This window comes from Bradyrhizobium sp. Arg237L, from assembly GCF_029990105.1.
GTDB lineage: Bacteria > Pseudomonadota > Alphaproteobacteria > Rhizobiales > Xanthobacteraceae > Bradyrhizobium.
Genome location: NZ_JAQMIL010000096.1, coordinates 1 through 18,747, shown reverse-complemented (window position 1 = coordinate 18,747; position 18,747 = coordinate 1). Strand labels below are relative to the sequence as shown.

At 63.1% G+C, this 18,747-nt stretch carries 17 protein-coding genes; 6 read left to right on the top strand and 11 right to left on the bottom strand.

What is annotated here, in order from left to right; translation table 11 throughout:
- Positions 1-468: a RidA family protein gene (locus OZ411_RS38405; RefSeq protein ID WP_282532106.1), complete on the bottom strand. Its 468-nt coding sequence runs from the start codon at positions 466-468 to the stop codon at positions 1-3.
- A gap of 278 nt (positions 469-746) precedes the next feature.
- Between OZ411_RS38405 and OZ411_RS38400 the strand changes: the two genes are divergently transcribed.
- Positions 747-1,571 (top strand): cell envelope integrity EipB family protein, encoded by an 825-nt coding sequence (locus OZ411_RS38400; RefSeq protein WP_130580380.1) that lies wholly within the window; start codon positions 747-749, stop codon positions 1,569-1,571.
- A 131-nt stretch (positions 1,572-1,702) separates the two neighbouring features.
- Here OZ411_RS38400 and OZ411_RS38395 read toward each other — a convergent pair whose 3' ends face one another.
- Together OZ411_RS38395 and OZ411_RS38390 are read right to left on the bottom strand one after the other, a co-directional pair.
- Entirely contained in the window at positions 1,703-3,010 is a 1,308-nt protein-coding gene (locus tag OZ411_RS38395) for a DNA polymerase IV (protein ID WP_282532105.1), read from the bottom strand.
- Positions 2,989-3,288, bottom strand: coding sequence for a DUF3572 domain-containing protein (locus OZ411_RS38390; protein ID WP_028163956.1), 300 nt, complete (start codon positions 3,286-3,288; stop codon positions 2,989-2,991). The genes OZ411_RS38395 and OZ411_RS38390 overlap by 22 nt, the downstream gene beginning before the upstream one ends.
- A gap of 226 nt (positions 3,289-3,514) precedes the next feature.
- Between OZ411_RS38390 and OZ411_RS38385 the strand changes: the two genes are divergently transcribed.
- Positions 3,515-3,880, top strand: coding sequence for a response regulator (locus tag OZ411_RS38385; RefSeq protein WP_027581229.1), 366 nt, complete (start codon positions 3,515-3,517; stop codon positions 3,878-3,880).
- A 15-nt stretch (positions 3,881-3,895) separates the two neighbouring features.
- Positions 3,896-5,269 (top strand): PleD family two-component system response regulator, encoded by a 1,374-nt coding sequence (locus OZ411_RS38380; protein WP_282532104.1) that lies wholly within the window; start codon positions 3,896-3,898, stop codon positions 5,267-5,269.
- A gap of 53 nt (positions 5,270-5,322) precedes the next feature.
- Here the strand turns inward: OZ411_RS38380 and OZ411_RS38375 are convergent, their stop codons facing one another.
- Positions 5,323-5,904 carry a TetR/AcrR family transcriptional regulator gene (locus OZ411_RS38375; RefSeq protein ID WP_282532118.1) on the bottom strand — a complete coding sequence of 194 codons (582 nt, stop codon included), beginning with the start codon at positions 5,902-5,904 and terminating at the stop codon, positions 5,323-5,325.
- Positions 5,905-6,065: 161 nt separating this feature from the next.
- Between OZ411_RS38375 and OZ411_RS38370 the strand changes: the two genes are divergently transcribed.
- Both OZ411_RS38370 and OZ411_RS38365 read left to right on the top strand, forming a co-directional pair.
- Positions 6,066-7,301 (top strand): MFS transporter, encoded by a 1,236-nt coding sequence (locus tag OZ411_RS38370; RefSeq protein ID WP_130580384.1) that lies wholly within the window; start codon positions 6,066-6,068, stop codon positions 7,299-7,301.
- A gap of 547 nt (positions 7,302-7,848) precedes the next feature.
- Positions 7,849-9,255, top strand: coding sequence for an ammonium transporter (locus OZ411_RS38365; protein WP_282532103.1), 1,407 nt, complete (start codon positions 7,849-7,851; stop codon positions 9,253-9,255).
- On the opposite strand, the gene OZ411_RS38360 is transcribed toward OZ411_RS38365, so the two are convergent.
- From OZ411_RS38360 to topA, 7 genes are all read right to left on the bottom strand, one after another.
- Positions 9,252-9,782: a hypothetical protein gene (locus OZ411_RS38360; protein WP_282532102.1), complete on the bottom strand. Its 531-nt coding sequence runs from the start codon at positions 9,780-9,782 to the stop codon at positions 9,252-9,254. The two genes, OZ411_RS38365 and OZ411_RS38360, sit on opposite strands and share 4 nt — an antisense overlap.
- A gap of 77 nt (positions 9,783-9,859) precedes the next feature.
- Entirely contained in the window at positions 9,860-10,027 is a 168-nt protein-coding gene (rpmG, locus tag OZ411_RS38355; protein ID WP_027581235.1) for a 50S ribosomal protein L33, read from the bottom strand.
- Between the two features lie 127 nt (positions 10,028-10,154).
- Entirely contained in the window at positions 10,155-11,480 is a 1,326-nt protein-coding gene (locus tag OZ411_RS38350; RefSeq protein ID WP_282532101.1) for an LLM class flavin-dependent oxidoreductase, read from the bottom strand.
- 103 nt (positions 11,481-11,583) lie between these two features.
- Complete coding sequence (locus OZ411_RS38345) at positions 11,584-12,330, bottom strand: NUDIX domain-containing protein (RefSeq protein ID WP_282532100.1); 747 nt, start codon at positions 12,328-12,330, stop codon at positions 11,584-11,586.
- Between the two features lie 38 nt (positions 12,331-12,368).
- Complete coding sequence (locus tag OZ411_RS38340) at positions 12,369-12,809, bottom strand: DUF983 domain-containing protein (RefSeq protein ID WP_130580390.1); 441 nt, start codon at positions 12,807-12,809, stop codon at positions 12,369-12,371.
- Entirely contained in the window at positions 12,797-15,127 is a 2,331-nt protein-coding gene (rnr, locus tag OZ411_RS38335; protein WP_282532099.1) for a ribonuclease R, read from the bottom strand. The genes OZ411_RS38340 and rnr overlap by 13 nt, the downstream gene beginning before the upstream one ends.
- On the bottom strand, positions 15,128-17,869 hold the full coding sequence (topA, locus tag OZ411_RS38330; RefSeq protein ID WP_282532098.1) for a type I DNA topoisomerase: 2,742 nt from the start codon (positions 17,867-17,869) through the stop codon (positions 15,128-15,130).
- 227 nt (positions 17,870-18,096) lie between these two features.
- On the opposite strand from topA, the gene OZ411_RS38325 reads away from it, so the two are divergent.
- Entirely contained in the window at positions 18,097-18,339 is a 243-nt protein-coding gene (locus OZ411_RS38325; RefSeq protein ID WP_165421243.1) for a hypothetical protein, read from the top strand.
- The last annotated feature ends 408 nt before the right edge of the window (positions 18,340-18,747 follow it).

Genomic DNA, 18,747 nt, shown 5'->3' with positions numbered 1-18,747 from the left:
TCAGGTGACCTCGAACAATCCCTCGACTTCCACGGCGGCGTCCGCCGGCAGCGAAGCGACGCCAACGGTGGTACGGGCGTGCCGGCCCTTGTCGCCGAAGGCGGCCACCATCAGGTCCGAGGCGCCGTTCAGCACCTTCGGTGCGTCCAGGAAGTCGGGTGTCGAATTGATGAAACCGCCAAGCCGCACCACGCGCGCGACCTTGTCGAGGTCGCCGAGCGCGGCCTTGATCTGGGCAAACAGGTTGATCGCGCAGCCGCGGGCGGCGGCGCTACCTTGCTCGATGGTGACGCCCGCACCCAGCTTGCCCTTGGCGATCAGCTTGCCCTGGGCATCGAAGCAAAGCTGGCCGGAGACGAACAGCAGGTTGCCGGTACGAACGAAGCCGACATAGTTCGCCACGGGAGCGGCGGGCTCGGGCAGGGTGATCCCCTGTGCCGCCAGTTTCTGTTCGACCGTACCTGCCATGTTTTCCGTCCCCGGGTTCAGTGACAATCAGGGCGCACTGTTTCGCGCATCGCGCCGCCGCTTTCAAGTCGGCCGCGGATCGGTCAAGAACGGCGCTTTGCTGCGTAAACCCTGATGAAATATGCCAAAAAACGCGTCGCTCGCGTTCTCGGCGTTACCTTTTTGTGAAACTGCCCCAGTTGCGGCGCAATAGAGCCGTCACTATTGTGGCGAATCGTCCGTTTCCTAAAGGGATATACATGGCCCGCCTGTTCCGGATTCCGCCTCGCGTTTTGGCGATGACCATTGCCGTAGCCGCAGGATCGGGATTCACCAACGGAGCGGCCACGGCCGGAACGGTGCCGTTTTTGTCGCATCAGGCGCTCTACGATCTCAATCTCGTGAAGTCGCGCGGCTCCAACGCGATCAGCAGCGTGCGCGGGCGCATCCTCTATAATTTCTCCGGCAGCACCTGCGAGGGCTACACATCCGAATTCCGCCAGGTATCGGAGCTCGACAGCGGCGAGGGCAAGGTCACGCTCTCCGACCTGCGCTCTTCGTCCTGGGAGGATGCCGCCGGCAAGAGCTACCGGTTCAAGATCGATACGCGGATGAACGACGGCGATTCCGCGCCGGTGGATGGCGTGGCGGAGCGGGTGGGCGACCACATCACGGTCAAGCTGAAGCAGCCGGTGGCGAAGACCTTTCAGCTCGACGGCAAAGTCGTATTCCCGACCGAGCAGATCCAGCACATCATCGCCGCCGCGCGCGAGGGCAAGAGCGTGCTCGAGCTCACGGTCTATGACGGTTCCGACAACGGCGAAAAGGTCTACAACACGCTTTCTGTGATCGGACAGCCGATCCCCGGCGAGCGCGCGCCGGCGTCGCCCGATGCTTCGACCACGAACGATGCGATGAAATCGATGACCCGGTGGCCGGTGACGGTGAGCTATTACGACCGCGATGCCAAGGCCGTTGATGGTGAGCAGACGCCGGTCTATGCGATGTCGTTCGAGCTCTACGAGAACGGCGTCTCCCGTGCGCTGGTGCTGGATTACAATGACTTCGTGATCTCAGGCGCGATGGGCAAGTTCGACGTCAAGGACACGAAGCCGTGTAAGTGATAGGGGGCCGTTGGGCTCACCTCGTCATGCGCGGGCTTGACCCGCGCATCCATCACCCTTCAGAAGATTCCTTTCGGAGTGGATGGATTGCCGGGTCAAGCCCGGCAATGACAACGGAAAGACGGACGACGTCACTCCGTCTTCGCCGGCCCCTTGTAAGAAATTCCCCTAATCACCACCGCGTTTCCGAACTTCTTCCGCAGGTCATCCATCGCGCGCTCGGCGTGGGCGGAGCGTCGGTCGAGCATGTCGGTATCGTCGGCCGCCGATCCCGGCCGCAGCGCGCTGACGCCGACACCCATCAGGCGGAAGGCGGTGCCGTCGATCTCCTTCGCCAGCATCTCGCGCGACACCGCAAAGATCTTTCCGGCGAGCTGGGTCGGCGCCGCGATCGATTGCGAGCGGGTGCGCGGGCGGAAATCGGCGGTCTTCAGCTTCAACGTGATGGTGGAGCCTGCAAGCTCGCTGTTCTTCAGCCGCGCCGAGACCTTCTCGGACAATCTCCACAGCAGCCTTTCCAGCGTGACGAAATCGCGGATGTCGTTCTCGAACGTGGTCTCGCTTGAGATCGTCTTGGCGCCGCGATCGGCTACCACGCGACGGTCGTCGATGCCGCGCGCGAGCCGCCACAATCTACGGCCCTCGTTCGCGAACTGCTTCATCAGCTCGTTCTCGTCGGCGCGCTGCAGGTCGGCGATGGTGCGATAGCCCCGCTGGATCAGCCTTTCCTGGGTCGCAGGCCCGACGCCGAAGATGAAACCAACAGGCTTGTCCGCGAGCATCTCGCGCGCTTCGTCCTGGTCGAGCGTGGCGAAGCCGCGCGGCTTATCGAGGTCGGAGGCGATCTTGGCTAGGAACTTGTTGCAGGACAGCCCGACAGACACTGTGATGCCGATATTGCGCTCGACGTCGCGGGCGAAGCCCGCCAGCACCTTCGCCGGGATCATGCCGTGGACGCGCTCGGTGCCGGAGAGATCGAGGAAGGCCTCGTCGATCGACAAGGGCTCGACCAGAGGCGTCAGCGCCTGCATCGCGTGGCGCACCTCGCGGCCGACGCGGACATATTTCGCCATATCCGGTGGGATCACGGTCGCGGACGGGCAAAGCTCGATCGCCCTGAACATCGGCATGGCCGAGCGCACGCCAAAGGTCCGCGCGACATAGCAGGCGGCCGAAACCACGCCGCGCTTGCCGCCGCCGATGATGACGGGCTTGTCGGCGAGATCAGGGTTGTCGCGTTTCTCGACCGTGGCGTAGAAGGCGTCGCAATCGATATGCGCCAGCGCAAGCCGCGGCAGGGCGTGATGGCGAACCAGGCGCGGCGAGCCGCAATGGCTGCAGCGCCTTGCCTTGAAGTCGAGGTCGCCGAGGCAATCCCGGCAGAAGCAGCGGGGGCCGTTGCTCGTGAGCGCCGCGCTCACGGCACGTCGCGTTCCCATTTGGGATCGTTCAGGACCTGGTGGGCCGCGGCAATGTTGGTCGGGTGCAGCTCGGAAGCCTTCGCAAACGCTTGCACGGTCGCATCGTCCCGCATCACGAAATCGAGCACCGAGCTAAGGAACTTTGGGTCGGAGGCGGCGGAGCGGAGCGTCTCGGGCCCGATTCCCGTCTCGGCCAGGAACAGGCCCAGCCTTTCGGGGTCGCCGGCGATGAAACCCAGCGCCTGAACCGCAACGATTTCAGCTACTTCGCGGGGGTTTTGAACAGGCTTTTTCAACGGTCGGTTTGCCTTTCCGTTAACTTATGTTCTCTAATGACACGCATCATGCCCGAGTCTTTCGGACCTGTTCAAGCAAGTGGAAACCACGCCACACAAGATAGCGGTCGGGCTTAACGGGTTTGAGCGAATCTGGCGCTAGTTTGAATTTACATTTCGACGCGCTCGACCGCGGTACCGGACGTACCGTATCAGGGACTGTTTCCTACGGCTTTGGAGGGACGGGATGGCCAAGACCGTCCTGATCGTGGAGGACAACGAGCTCAATATGAAGCTCTTTCGCGACCTGCTGGAGGCGCACGGTTATCAGACCTCCGGCACAAGCAATGGCTTCGAGGCGCTCGATCTCGTCCGCAAGCTGCATCCCGACCTGATCCTGATGGACATCCAGCTTCCGCAGGTCTCCGGGCTCGAAGTCACGCGCTGGATCAAGGACGATCCCGATCTGCGCAAGATCCCGGTGGTCGCGGTCACGGCGTTCGCGATGAAGGGCGATGAGGAACGCATCCGTGAGGGCGGATGCGAGGCCTATTTGTCCAAACCAATTTCGGTCGGCAAATTTATTGAGACTGTCCGACGCTTTATCGGGTAGGGGAGTAGGGTTTCGATGTCTGCGCGTATCCTCGTGGTCGATGACGTTCCCGCGAACGTCAAGTTGTTGGAAGCACGATTGTCGGCCGAATATTTCGACGTGCTGACCGCTTCCAACGGCACTGAGGCTCTGCAGATCTGCGCCCGGGCTGAATGCGACATCATCCTGCTCGACGTCATGATGCCTGATATGGACGGCTTCGAGGTATGCCGTCGCCTCAAGTCCAACCCGGCCACGCACTTCATTCCGGTCGTCATCGTCACCGCGCTCGACAGCCCCGCCGACCGCGTGCGCGGGCTGGAAGCCGGCGCCGACGACTTCCTGACCAAACCTGTGTCCGACGTCGTGCTGATCGCACGCGTGCGCTCGCTGACACGACTGAAGATGATGACCGATGAATTGCGCATGCGCGCGATCACTTCGCTCGAGATCGGCATGCAGGCGCCCGAACGCAGCGCGATTGCCGACAAGGGGCTTGGCGGCCGCATCCTTCTGGTCGACGACCGGCCGTCGTCCTACGAACGGCTCGCGCCGATGCTGTCCGCTGAGCATACGGTCGATGTCGAGACCAACCCGGCCGAAGCGCTGTTCAATGCCGCCGAGGGCAATTACGACCTGCTCATCGTCTCGCTCAGCCTCGACAATTACGACGGCCTGCGGCTCTGCAGCCAGGCACGTTCGCTGGAGCGCACCCGCCAATTGCCGATCCTCGCCATCTCGGATGCCGACAACAATGCGCGGCTGCTGCGCGGGCTTGAGATCGGCGTCAACGATTACCTGCTGCGGCCGATCGACAAGAACGAACTGCTGGCGCGGGCGCGCACCCAAATCCGTCGCCGGCGCTATACCGATCATCTGCGCGACAATGTGCAGAACTCGATCGAGATGGCGATCACGGACGCGCTGACCGGGCTGCATAACCGCCGCTACATGGAGAGCCATCTGGCGACGCTTGGTGAACAGGCCTCGGCCCGCGGCAAGCCGCTGGCGCTGATGATCCTCGACATCGATTACTTCAAGGCGATCAACGACACCTATGGTCATGACGCCGGCGACGACGTCCTGCGCGACTTCGCGACACGGATCCGCAAATCGATCCGCGGCATTGATCTCGCGTGCCGCTATGGCGGCGAGGAATTCGTGATCGTGATGCCGGAAACCGACCTTCACGTCGCCAGCATGGTCGCCGAACGCCTGCGCCGCTCGATCGCCGGTGAATCCTTCGCCATCAACAAGGGCGCCAACCGCATCGAGGTCACGATCTCGATCGGCCTCACCACGCTGGAGCGCAAGGGCGAGTCGGTCTCCGACGTGCTCAAGCGTGCCGACAACGCGCTCTACCGCGCCAAGCACGATGGCCGAAATAGAGTCGTCTCTGCAGCGGCATAGCCTGCACGCAGTTGCGTAGCCCGGATGAAGCGAAGCGCAATCCGGGTTTCGTCTCAATCCTCGCGTAGCCTCCCCGGATTTCGCTCCGCTCCATCCGGGCTACTGACCTTTACCCCAGCATTCTCCAGCAGTACTCGTGCAGCATCTTTCGCGGCACGCGCCATCGCGGGGTCGTCGCGGACGAGATCCTGTGCGATCGAGCCATCGACCAGCAATTGCAGTTGGGTCGCCAGTCCCTCCGGATCGGCAACGCCCAGCTTGACCAATCGATCGCGAAACCACAGCCGGCGGCTTTCCTTGAAAGCGATGGCGATTTCCTTCACCGACTTGTCTTCGCCACCGAGTTCGGCGACCGCATTGACGAAGGGACAGCCGCGAAAATCCTTGGCGCCGAAACGACGCTCCAGCGCATCGAAGGTGCCGAGGATCTGCTCGACCGGTGACTTGTCCGACGGCTTCGGCTGCACGAAGCGATGCTCCAGATAGGCCGCGATCAGCGCGTCCTTGGACGGAAAGTGGTTGTAGAGCGTGCGCTTGCTGATGCCGATCTCGGCGGAAATCGTGTCGACGCCGATGGCACGAATGCCCTTCAGGTAGAACAACCGGTCAGCCGTCTGAAGGATCCGGTCCTTCATCGTCTGTTTCTGGTGCGGAGAAGCCATGCAACGGCTCCGTATCTCACTCGCTTGACAGCACCTCCCTCTTATAGCCAAGTTACACAGGTCTGTGTAATTAAAAATTGCGTGAATCGCAGGTCGGCTTTGCTGCGCCGCCATCGATAGGGAGAACAAAAACAATGCCCTTGCTGCAAATCCTGCGTCCCACGCTGCCGATCCTGATCGGCGCCTCGATCATGCTCACGCTGAGCATGGGCCTGCGGCAGAGCCTCGGCATCTTCATGCAGCCGCTGACGCATGACATCAGGATTTCGGTGTCCGACTTCACGCTGGCGCTGGCGGTGCAGAACCTCGCCTGGGGCTTCCTGCAACCGCTCGCCGGCGCCATGACGGTGCGGTACGGCTTTCGCCCGATCATGGTGGTTGGTTCGCTGCTCTATATCGCGGGCCTTGGGTTCATGGCGGGCGCGCACGGCGTCATCAGCATCATGATCGGCGGTGGGGTCCTGATCGGTACCTCGCTTGCGTGCACGGCAGCCGCGATCGCGATGTCGGTCGCAGCCCGCGCGGTGCCGGAGACGGTGCGCTCAACCGTGCTTGGCATTGTCTCCGGTGCCGGATCGCTCGGCGCCCTGCTGTCGGCTCCGATCGGACAGCTCCTCAATGAGGGTTTCGGCTGGCGTGTCGGTTTGATCGGCTTCGTGGTGCTGGCGCTCGCGATGATCCCTGCCGCCTGGTACGCGGGTCGGATCGACCAGGTTCCGCTGCCCAAGCCGACGTCATCCGAAGACATCGGCGAGGCCACCGCAGCCATCGCCGCGCGAGCGGCGTTCGGTAATGCTTCCTTTGTGGTGATGACTTGCGCCTATCTCGTTTGCGGCATGCAGCTCGTCTTCCTCACCACGCATCTGCCGTCCTATCTCGCGATCTGCGGCCTCGATCCAATGCTGAGCGCGCAGACGCTCGGCATGATTGGCGGTTTTAACGTACTCGGCTCTCTCTTCTTCGGCTGGGCCGGCCAGCGCTGGAACAAGCTTGCGCTGCTGGGCATGATCTACATCCTGCGCTCGCTGGCGCTCGCCTGGTATTTCATGCTGCCGGCGACGCCCGCCTCCACGCTGCTGTTCGGCGCCATCATGGGCTTCCTGTGGATGGGCGTCGGTCCGCTGGTCGCGGGCGCAGTGGCGGAGATGTTCGGGCTGCGCTGGCAGGCGATGATCCAGGGACTTGCCTTCATGAGCCACCAGATCGGCAGCTTCCTCGGCGCCTATGGGGGAGGGCTGCTGTACGACGCGCTCGGCTCCTACACCATGGCCTGGCGCATCGGCGTCGCGCTTGGGCTCGCCGGCGGCATCATCCAGGTGGCGTTCGCGCTGATGCGGCCCTCACAGCCGCCGCTATTGAAGGCGGCGTAAGGTCCGCGCCGGCGGCTAATTTTCCGCCGAGGACTGCTGCCCCACGCGGACGGCAATCGTGGCTGATTAAATTATAGTCAGTGAGGTGCTTTCAAAATCGGCAGTAGCCAAGCCAGTTCACGCGTTGGTGAACTAGAGACGATGTTGATTCAACAGGTTTTCTCTGCATGGTTGGTGGCACGAAACTTGATTGATTCTGGCTAAGAATTGGGAGTCGGAGACCGGCACGGGCGTCTTCCGACTTTGGCGTCCCTGATAGAGGCTGGCAGGCCATGAGCCTAGTCGCCGCCAATCTCCAGCCATCGAAGCTCGACGGCCTTGCCGCGGCGCCGAGCTCCCTAAGCTTTGTGCCCAAGGTCGGGGGTACATTGCCAATTCTGGGCAAGCACTGCGGGCCAATTGCGGCGCTCCAAAACACTGCGAGAACTGGACGAGCGGGCGACGCCAGGCATTTGGTGACGTCCGTCGAGCAGCAAGCCGCGAGCATTGCCGGCGCGGCAAGCCTCTCCTTAAGCCTTTCGCTGACTTCTCTTGCCACGGGAGGAAGATGATGCACGCAAGAACATCTGCGAGCCAAAGGCTCGTGAAATTCGCGGCTGCTTTCCTGGCGACTTTCTTGGGAATTGCGCTCCTCAGTCTCGCACTGGGCGACATTGCGTTTGCCCAGGACGCGGCGCCGCCGGCTTGTGGCGGCAAGGTCCTTGAAAAGTGCACGCCGAACTCCGGCGACACGGCGTGGATGCTCACTTCCGTCGCGCTCGTCTTGATGATGACGATCCCGGGCCTCGGCCTGTTCTATGGCGGCATGGTGCGCAAGAAGAATGTCGGCGACACCGTGATGACTAGTTTCGCGGTCACCTGCCTCGTCACCATTCTGTTCGCCATCCTGACTTACAGTATGGCTTTTCGTACTGGCACGCCCTTTGTCGGTGGCCTCGATCGCATGTTTCTCAAGGACATCCTGAGCGACATCGGCAAGGGCGGAATTGGCAATCCCAATCCGCTTGCTCCGACCATCCCCGAGGCCGTGTACATCTGCTTTCAGATGACATTTGCGATCATTACGCCCGCGCTGATTGCCGGCGCATTTGCCGAGCGCATGAAATTCTCGGCCATGCTCTGGTTCATCGGGCTGTGGGCGATCCTGGTCTATGCGCCGGTTGCGCACTGGGTCTGGGGGCCCGACGGAGTCTTCGCCGCTGCCAACGAGAACGCATGGGTGAAGGTGCTCGATTTCGCCGGAGGTACCGTCGTGCACATCAATGCCGGCGTGGCAGGTCTGATGTGCGCCATCATGCTCGGCAAGCGAAAGGAGACGGGGCCTGCCCATAACATGGTGCTGACCTTTGTCGGCGCCTCTCTGCTGTGGGTTGGCTGGTTCGGTTTCAACGCCGGCTCCGCCGTCACGGCAGGGATGCAGGCTGGCATGGCGATGCTGGTGACGCAGATCGCCACGGCGGTTGCTGCTTTCACCTGGATGCTGGTGGAATGGACGCTCAAGGGCAAGCCGACCGTCGTCGGGATCTGCTCGGGCGCGGTCGCCGGCCTTGTTGCCATCACGCCGGCTTCCGGTTTCGTGGCGCCGATCGGTGCCTTCGCCATCGGAATCGGCGCCGGTGTCTTCTGCTATTGGGGGTGCACCGGCTTGAAGCGCGCGTTCCACTATGACGACGCACTGGATTGCTTTGGCGTGCATGCGATTGGCGGCATCGTCGGCGCACTGCTCACCGGCGTGTTTGCGGTCGAGCAATACGGGGGGACGCCGGGCGTTCTGGAGGGCAACGCTGGTCAGTTCTTCAACCAGTGCGTCGGTGTTGCCACTGTGATCGTCTACGATGCCGTCGTCAGCCTGATCATCCTCGCCGCGGTCAAGGTGTTCGTCGGCCTCCGCGTGCACGAGGACGCCGAGCGCGATGGCCTCGACCTCGCGCTGCATGGCGAAGTGGTGCACTAGCTCCGATAGTAACGCCACATTCTGAGGAACGTCCGATGGATCTCATCGGGCGTCCGGTCGAATGGCTCCAGGTTGACGCACACCACGCCGCGGTGGTCCATGCGCCATGGCAGCCGCATCAAGCGGCGATAAGCCGGCTGCTTGCGCCAGTCGGCCACGAGCGCGCCGCTGAGGGGCATGCTGAGCGCAATCTGCAATTCATGAACGGTCATCGCGCGCTCGGCGATTTGAACGAGGTCGATGCGTTCGATGGCGCGCCAGCGGATCAAGCCGAAAGCCTGGATGAAGATGCCGTACTGATTGGCGCCGATGGTCGGGCGCCCGGTCTCCAGCAACGGGATGTTGTAGTAGGTAAAGCCGGCCGCCGTTACCGCGAGCGCCAGCCAGTAAACCGCGCCGGTGATCCAGGCGGCTGTGAAGAAGATCGCGGCGAGGGCGGCAGTGATGTAGACGGGAAAGTAGATGTCCTCGCGGCCGTATGCGACCGAGTAGCCGCCAGCATTTCCTTCGTTCAAGGTCGCGATCATGTGAGCCCTAAGTCCTCGGGCCACAAAATAAAAACGGGGCCGCGAGGCCCCGTTCGAGTGGGTAGTGTCCCGCGATCTTACTTGATCTTGGCTTCGCGGAATTCGACGTGCTTGCGCGCAACCGGATCGTACTTCTTCTTGACCAGCTTGTCGGTCATGGTGCGCGAATTCTTCTTGGCGACGTAGTAGTAGCCGGTGTCGGCGGACGACACGAGCTTGACCTTGATGGTGACCGCCTTGGCCATGTCAAAACCTCAGGAAAATAATGGGGTATCTGGAGCCGGCCAAGCGGCCCGCGTTTGGCCGGCAAACTAGTCAGAATCGGCCCAAAGTCAAGGTTTTCCAGACCCAAACCGGCCCAATTCGGGCGGATCAGTGCGCGAAAAACCGGTTTTTCGGCCGCGGCAGGCCCAAATTCTCCCGCAGCGTCTTGCCTTCGTACTCCTTGCGGAAAATCCCGCGCTTCTGCAGTTCCGGGACCACCTTGTCGACGAAATCGTAGAGCCCGCCCGGTAGGTACGGGAACATGATGTTGAAGCCGTCGGAAGCATAGCTCGTCAGCCATTCCTCCATCTGGTCAGCGATCAGTTTTGGTGTGCCGACGAAGGCCAGCCCGCCATAGCCGCCGACGCGCTGTGCGAGCTGGCGCACGGTGAGTTTGTCGCGCGCGGCGACGTCGACCAAGCGCTGGCGTCCGCTCTTGCTGGCATTGGTTTCCGGGATCGGCGGCAACGGCCCGTCCGGATCGAAGCCGGACGCATCGGTGCCCAGAATCACCGAGAGCGATGCGATCGCGCTGTCGTAATGCACCCGGCTGTCGAGCAACGCGCGCTTCTCCTTGGCCTCCTCGAGGCTGTCGCCGACCACGACGAAGGCGCCAGGCAGGATCTTCAAATGCTCGCGGTCGCGGCCGAGCTTGTCCATGCGGCCCTTGATGTCGGCGTAAAGCTTCTGCCCGTCGCTGAGGCTGCCGCCACCGGTGAACACCGCTTCCGCCGTCTCCGCGGCGAGCTGCCTGCCGTCCTCCGAGGCGCCGGCCTGCACGATCACCGGCCAGCCCTGCACCGGGCGTGCGATGTTCAGGGGACCGCGCACCTTCAGGTATTTTCCCTCATGATTGAGCACATGCATCTTCTCTGGATCGAAGAACAGCCCGGATTCGACGTCGCGCACGAAGGCGTCATCGGCAAAGGAATCCCAGAGACCGGTGACGACGTCGTAGAACTCCCGCGCGCGGCGATAGCGTTCGGCGTGCTCCATATGGTCGTCGAGCCCGAAATTGAGCGCCGCATCCGGATTGGAGGTGGTGACGATATTCCAGCCCGCACGGCCGCCGCTGATATGGTCAAGCGAGGCAAAGCGGCGGGCGACGTGATAGGGCTCGTCGAACGTGGTCGAGCCGGTCGCGACCAGGCCGATATTCTCTGTGACCGTCGCGAGCGCCGACAGCAGCGTGAACGGCTCGAACGAGGTCACGGTGTGGCTGCGCTTCAGCGCATTGATCGGCATGTTCAGCACGGCCAAATGGTCCGCCATGAAGAAGGCGTCGAACTTGCCGGCTTCCAGCTTCTGGGCGAGCTGCTTGATATGGGAAAAGTTGAAATTGGCGTCCGGCCAGGCGCCAGGATAGCGCCATGCGCCGGTGTGGATGCTGATCGGCCGCATGAACGCGCCGAGCTTGAGTTGACGCTGTGCCATTTGCCCCGTTTCCGTGTGGGTCGCTCAAAACCAGATAGGCACGAAGCGGGACGGCGCCACCGGGAAGATTATTTTGTTTTTGCACACTTTCGCGACATGCCTGTCACGCGCCCAAAATGTCCTTCTGCATCCTGCCACCGTAGAAATGGAAGAACGGCACCGGCGCGTCGTGGCTGAGCGGACCGGTGGCGAGCCGGCGGTCGAGCTCGGCCAGCACGTTCTTGGTCATGGCATGCGCATCCGCCAATGGCTCGGAGCCGATCTCGACCCAGACCAGCTCGACCAATTCCGCATCGGCATGCACCACGCCCTCGACGCGGTGGGCGATGGCGGAGGCATCCGCCGTGAAGAAGCGCGTGTCGAAGCGGCGGACACGGCCGGGCGGAGTGATCGCGCGCGCGATCAGGAACAGGCCGGAGGGATCGGGCAATAGGCCGGCATCGGCAAACGGCGTCCACGGACCATCGAGCTTGCCAGGCTTCTCGACCTTGCGGCCGAGGCACAGACCTGTCTCTTCGCAGGCCTCGCGGATCGCCGCATTGGCCAGCGCGCGAGCTCGGCCGGGCGTGATCTTCGGGCTGCCCTTGAGCAGGTTGGCCTCAAGTTCATTGCTGATTGGAGCGGCGACTGGCACGCGGTTGTCGGCCTTGTCGACCCGGCCGCCGGGAAAGACATATTTGCCGGGCATGAACACGACCTTGTCGTGGCGCTTGCCGACCAGCACCTTCGGCCTCGCGCTGGAGCGATCGATTAGGATCAGCGTCGCGGCATCCTTGGGCCGGAAATACGGATGATGATCGGCCTCTTTCCCTTCCTCGACTTGCTTGATCGCGGTCGCTACTTCAGTCATTCCATCCCCATTTTTTGTCATTCTTGAATCTGGTTTCGTCAGACCGGCGGAATATCGTCCGGCGCGTTCTCATCGAAGCCGTGCATCCGCATCGCCCACTGGAAACCCACGACGGCGCCCTTGATCGGCTGCAACAGCAGCAGCGACAAGATCAGGGTCAGCGGCAGATAGATCGAGAGCTGCAGCCAGATCGGCGGTGAATAGTTGGTCTCGATCCACAGCGCGAGCGGCACCACGAAGTGGCCGACGATGACGATGACGAGATAGGCCGGCAGGTCGTCGGCGCGATGATGCGAAAAATCCAGATCGCAGACCGGGCAGTGACCGTCGACCTTGAGGAAGGCGCGAAACAATTTGCCTTCGCCGCAGCGCGGACAGCGGCAACGAAAGCCGCGCTTCAACGCCGTCCACAGGTCCCGCCGCTCGATCGACGCGGCGTCGCGGGTCCACACCGTCGTTGCGGGCTTCAGCGTTTCCATGACTTGCCTCGCTTCGATTTGCCGGACTTCTGCTTGCCCGGCTTGCGATCCTTCTTGCTCGGTGCGCGCCCCGCTTTCGCGCCACGCACTTCTTTCTTCCGTTCGCGCCGGCCCTCGCTTTTTCTGCCGCGCGGAATGGCTTGTCCGCCCGACAGCAATTCAAAGCGCAAGGCGCCTGCGATCGGAGCAGCTTCTACCAGACGCACGTCGACCACGTCACCCAATCGATGCATGGCACCGCTGCGGGAGCCGATCAAGGCATGCCGTGTCTCATCATAGTCGTAATATTCGGTGCCAAGCGTCCGGATCGGGATCAAGCCGTCGGCGCCGGTGTCATCCAGCTTGACGAACAGTCCGGAGCGGGTGACGCCGGAAATGCGACCCTGAAAGCTCGCGCCGACGCGGTCGGCAAGATAATGCGCGATCAGCCGGTCGGCGGTCTCGCGCTCGGCCTTCATCGCGCGCCGCTCCGTCATCGAAATCTCGGCGGCGATCTCGGCAAGCGTCTCCGGCGTTTCGCTGTCGGGCAGGGCGCCATCGCCGAGCCCAAGGGCGCGGATCAGCGCACGGTGCACGATCAGGTCCGCGTAGCGGCGGATCGGCGAGGTGAAATGCGCGTATCGCCTGAGGTTCAGGCCGAAATGGCCGTAATTCTCGGCGGAATATTCGGCTTGCGCCTGCGAGCGCAGCACCACCTCGTTGACCAGCGTCTCGTAATCCTCGCCTTCGACCTGCGCCAGCACGCTGTTGAACACGGACGGCCGCAGCGCGCCGGCCTTTGTGAAGGGCAGATCGAGCGTCTTGAGGAATTCCTGGAGGTTGTAAACCTTTTCCTGCGTCGGCTCATCATGCACGCGATAGATCAGCGGCAGGCCCTTCTTCTCGAGTGTCTCGGCCGCGGCGACGTTGGCGAGGATCATGAACTCCTCGATCAATTTGTGCGCGTCGAGACGTTCGGGGACGATGACGCGGTCGACCGTACCGTCCGCCTTCAAGAGGATCTTGCGCTCGGGCAGATCGAGGTCGAGCGGATCGCGCTCGTCGCGCGCCAGCTTCACGAGCCTGTAGGCGGTCCAGAGTGGCCCCAGGATCGGATCGAGCAGGGGGCCGGTGACGTCGTCCGGCCGGCCGTCGATCGCCGCCTGCGCCTGCGCGTAATGCAGCTTGGCGGCCGAGCGCATCAGCACGCGGTGGAACGTATGCGAGCGCTTGCGGCCATCGGCGCCGATCACCAGACGCACCGCGAGTGCGCCGCGCGGCTCGCCCGGCACCAGCGAGCAGAGATTGTTGGAGATGCGCTCAGGCAGCATCGGCACCACTCGGTCCGGGAAGTAGACCGAATTGCCGCGGATCAGCGCATCATGATCGAGCGCCGAACCCGGACGCACATAATAGGCGACGTCGGCGATGGCGACGTGGATGACGTAGCCGCCCTTGTTGTGCGGATCGGGATCGGCTTCGGCATGGACCGCGTCGTCATGATCCTTTGCGTCCGGCGGATCGATGGTGACGAGGGGGACGTCGCGCCAGTCCTCGCGCCCCTGCAGCGTCGCAGGCTTTGCTTCTACCGCTTCGCGCAAGGCGCCACGCGAAAATTCCTGCGGGATCTCATGGGCGTGGATCGCGATCAGGCTGATCGCCTTTTCGCTCGCGATCGAGCCGAGCCGCTCCTTCACCTTGCCCGACGCGAGGCCGAAGCCACGGCTGCGGACGAGATCGACGCTGACGAGATCGCCATCTTTCGCGCCGGCGGCGTCGGCCTGGGCGATGTTGAGTTCGCGCCCGGCCTGCTTCTTGTCCACCGGCACCAGCCGGCCGCCGCCCTCTGGCAGCGCGCGGAAGATGCCAAGCACGCGGGTCCTGGCGTGGTCGATGACCTTGATGATGCGGCCGCGATAGGGCGTGCCGTCGGCTTCATCCGTCATCTCGATGCGGAGCAGCGCGCGGTCGCCGACGCCGGCGGTGGTGCCGCGTTTCTGATGGCGCGGTGTGACGATGCGGATTTTCGGCGCGGTGCCGTTCTCTTCCGTATCCCACTCGGTGGGCGTCGCAATCAGCTCGCCGTCGGCATCGCGGCCGGTGACGTCGGCCATGACCGTCGGCGGCAGCGCGGCCGGCTCGTGAATCTTGCGGCCGCGCTTGGCGATGGTGCCGTCGTCGGCGAGCTCGCGCAGCATGCGCTTCAGCTCGACGCGATCGGCGTTCTTCAACCCGAATTCGCGCGCGATCTCCCGCGTGCCGACTTTTCCGGGATTGGATCGGATAAAGGCGACAATGGCGTCCCGGGCCGGAAAGCCATGGTCATGCTTTTGTTTCACTTACCCTCGAGCCTTGCCCGCGCTTTTCTTCGCGGGCGTTTTCGATGTTGCGGCAGGTTTTGCCGCTGATGTCTTCGCTGCCTTCACCGGCTCGCGCGCCTTGCTGGCGGCATCCGATTTCGGCTTGCTTGCGGCCTTCTTAACCGCTGCCTTCTTGGCTGGCTTTGCCCCGGCTTCGCCGTCAGCCTTCGCCGGCTTCGCCGCCTTGGCTTTCTTCGCCTTCACCTTGCCGCCGCCCTTGGCTGCGCGCTCGTCGATCAGCGCGATCGCGTCCGCAAGCGTCACCTCGTCGGGCGTCTTGTCGCTCGGGATCGTCGCGTTGACGCCACCAGCGGTAACGTAGGCGCCATAGCGGCCGTTCTTCAGTGCGACCGCGCCAAGCGCCGGATGATCGCCGAGCGGTTTTCCGGGATCGGCGCCGAAGCGCCGGCCGCTCGGACCTTTCGCGATCTTCTCGGCGATCAGCGTCACCGCACGGTTGAGGCCGATGTCGAAGACTTCGTCGCCGGCTTCCAGCGAGGCGTAGGTCTTCTCGTGCTTCACGAACGGACCGAAGCGGCCGATGCCGGCGGTGATCGGCTCACCCGTCTCCGGATGCTTTCCGATCTCACGCGGCAGCGACAAAAGTTTTAACGCGAGCTCGAGATCGACGTCGTTGGGCGAGGTGCCCTTCGGAATGCCGGCGCGCTTCGGCTTCTCGCCTTCGGCATAATCCTTCTGCTCGCCGAGCTGGATATAAGGGCCGAACCTGCCCGCCTTCACGGTGACGTCGAAGCCAGTGTCCGGATCCTGGCCGAGAACGCGGTCGGCGGCGGCCTCGGAATCGGCGGCGAGCGGCCTTGTGTAGCGGCATTCCGGATAGTTCGAGCAACCGATGAAGGCGCCGAACTTGCCGGCCTTGAGGTTCAGCCGGCCGGTGCCGCAGGTCGGACACTGCCGGGGATCGCCGCCATCCGCGCGTGGCGGATAGATGTGCGGACCCAGCATCTCATCGAGCACGTCGAGCACCTCGGCGACGCGCAAATCCTTGATGTCGTTGACCGCGCCGATGAAGTTGCGCCAGAAATCCTTCAGCACCTGCTGCCAGGAAATCTCATTGTTCGAGATGCGGTCGAGCTGTTCCTCGAGATCGGCGGTGAAGTCGTATTCGACATAGCGGCGGAAGAAGTTCTCCAGGAACGCGATCACGACGCGCCCCTTGTCCTCGCCGTACAGGCGCCGCTTCTCGAGCTTCACATAACCGCGGTCCTTCAGCACCTGCAGGATCGAGGCATAGGTTGAGGGCCGGCCGATGCCGAGTTCTTCCATGCGCTTGACCAGCGACGCTTCCGAGAAGCGCGGCGGCGGCTCGGTGAAATGCTGGGTGACGGCAAGATCCTGCCGCTTCAGCGGCTCGCCCGCGCTCATCGAGGGGAGGCGGCGGGAGTCTTCGTCTTCCTCGTCGTCGCGGCCTTCCTGGTAGAGTGCGAGGAAGCCGTCGAACTTGATGACCTGGCCAGTGGCGCGCAATTCCAGCACGCGCGAGCCGGCCTTGGCTTCGATGTCGACGGTGGTGCGCTCCAGTTCCGCCGATTCCATCTGGCTCGCGATGGTGCGGGTCCAGATCAATTCGTAGAGCCGAGCCTGATCGTTATCCAGGCGCCGGCGGAGGTCGTTGGGCCGGCGCGAGAGATCGGTCGGGCGGATCGCTTCGTGCGCTTCCTGTGCGTTCTTGGCCTTGGCCTGGTACTGGCGCGGGGCATCGGGCACGTAGGCGTTGCCGAAGTCCTCGCCGATCACCTTGCGCGCCTGGGTGATCGCGGACGGATCGATCTGCACGCCGTCGGTACGCATATAGGTGATGAGGCCGGTGGTCTCGCCGCCGATGTCGATGCCTTCATAGAGCCGCTGCGCGATGCGCATGGTGTGGGCCGGCGCGAAGCCGAGCTTGCGGCTGGCCTCCTGCTGCAGCGTCGAGGTGGTGAAGGGCGCCTGCGGATTGCGCCGCGCGGGCTTTGCCTCGACAGTCGCGACCTTGAACAGCGCGGCTTCGATGGCTTTACGAAAATCTTCGGCTTCCGCGCCCGAGCCGATGTCGAGCCGCGCGATCTTCTTGCCATCGGCGCCGACGAGCCGTGCCTCGAAGGCTTCGCCGCGCGGGGTCAGAAGCGTCGCGACCAGCGACCAATATTCCCTCGGCACGAATTTCTCGATCTCGAGCTCGCGGTCGCAGACCAGCCGCAGCGCCACCGACTGCACCCGGCCGGCGGAACGCGCGCCCGGCAATTTACGCCAGAGCACAGGGGAGAGGGTGAAGCCGACGAGATAGTCGAGAGCGCGGCGCGCCATGTAGGCGTCGACCAGCGCGCCATCGATCTGGCGCGGCGCCTTCATCGCTTCCGAGACCGCCTGCTTGGTGATGGCGTTGAACACCACGCGCTCGATCTTCTGATCCTTCAGCGCGCGCTTCTCCTTCAACACCTCCAGCACGTGCCAGGAGATCGCCTCGCCCTCGCGATCAGGGTCGGTCGCGAGAATCAGGCGGTCGGCACCTTTCAGCGCCTTGGCGATGTCGTTGAGTCGGCCGGCAGCCTTGGGATCGACCTCCCAGATCATCTGGAAATTGGCGTCCGGATCGACCGATCCGTTCTTGGCGGGGAGGTCGCGGACATGGCCGAACGAGGCCAGGACCTCGTAGGAGGAGCCCAGATATTTGTTGATAGTCTTGGCTTTGGCCGGCGACTCCACAATGACGATATTCATGTCATTCCAATAGCTTAGGGGAGGAACTGAAAGCGAGCTCCGCGAGACTCGCGATCCGCTCTGTCGGGGCGAACATGGGTGTTGAGGGGCCCCCTGTCAAATCGAAGGATATTGAGAGGGTGGAGCGGGTCTACGACTTAATATCTAGGAAGTTGCAGAATGCGTCCTAGAGTTGCGGCCGAAAAGGGCCTATCCTTGATCCAAAATGGTGCCTTTGGAAAAAATTTTTGGCTAGGGCGGGAGGCCGCCGGAAGCGCTCGGCTTCCGGTCGGGAAAAGCGATCGCAACTGGATGAGACCGGCGAGGAGGGCGGCCCTGACGAGGCTGCGGCCTTCATTGCGGAGACTGTTACCGAGTTGGTGAAACTCGCGGAGCGCCACCGCCTGGAGGTCTTGAGCCATCTCTTGGGCATGGCGAAGCTCGAGGCCGAAGAGCGGCTGCGCCTGCGCAGCAAGCGCAAGCTGTCGTGAGAGGGTTGGTGGGTGCTGCTAGACCCTCATCCTGAGGAGCGGCCTCTTCGCCGCGTCTCGAAGGATGAGGCCCCGCCTGTGGCCTCGCCCTTCGAGACGCTTGCTGCGCAAGCTCCTCAGGGTGAGGGGATGAGATTCGGATTCGAATTTCAAACAGCTCTCCGCTGTCATCGTCCGGCTTGACCGGACGATCCAGTATTCCAGAGGCGGCAGTGCTTGAGCCGAAAGGCCGCCGGATACTGGATGCCCGCCTTCGCGGACATGACGGTGGAGTTGTTGAGGATATGAGTCCACATTCTCGCGGCGTGATGCGCCCGAGCTTTACATCACTTTCCACCCTCAATCAGCAGAGGGCGCAGGGAAAGCCGGGTGCCGGTTGCACCCATGGGTCCCGTGCAACAAAAAGCA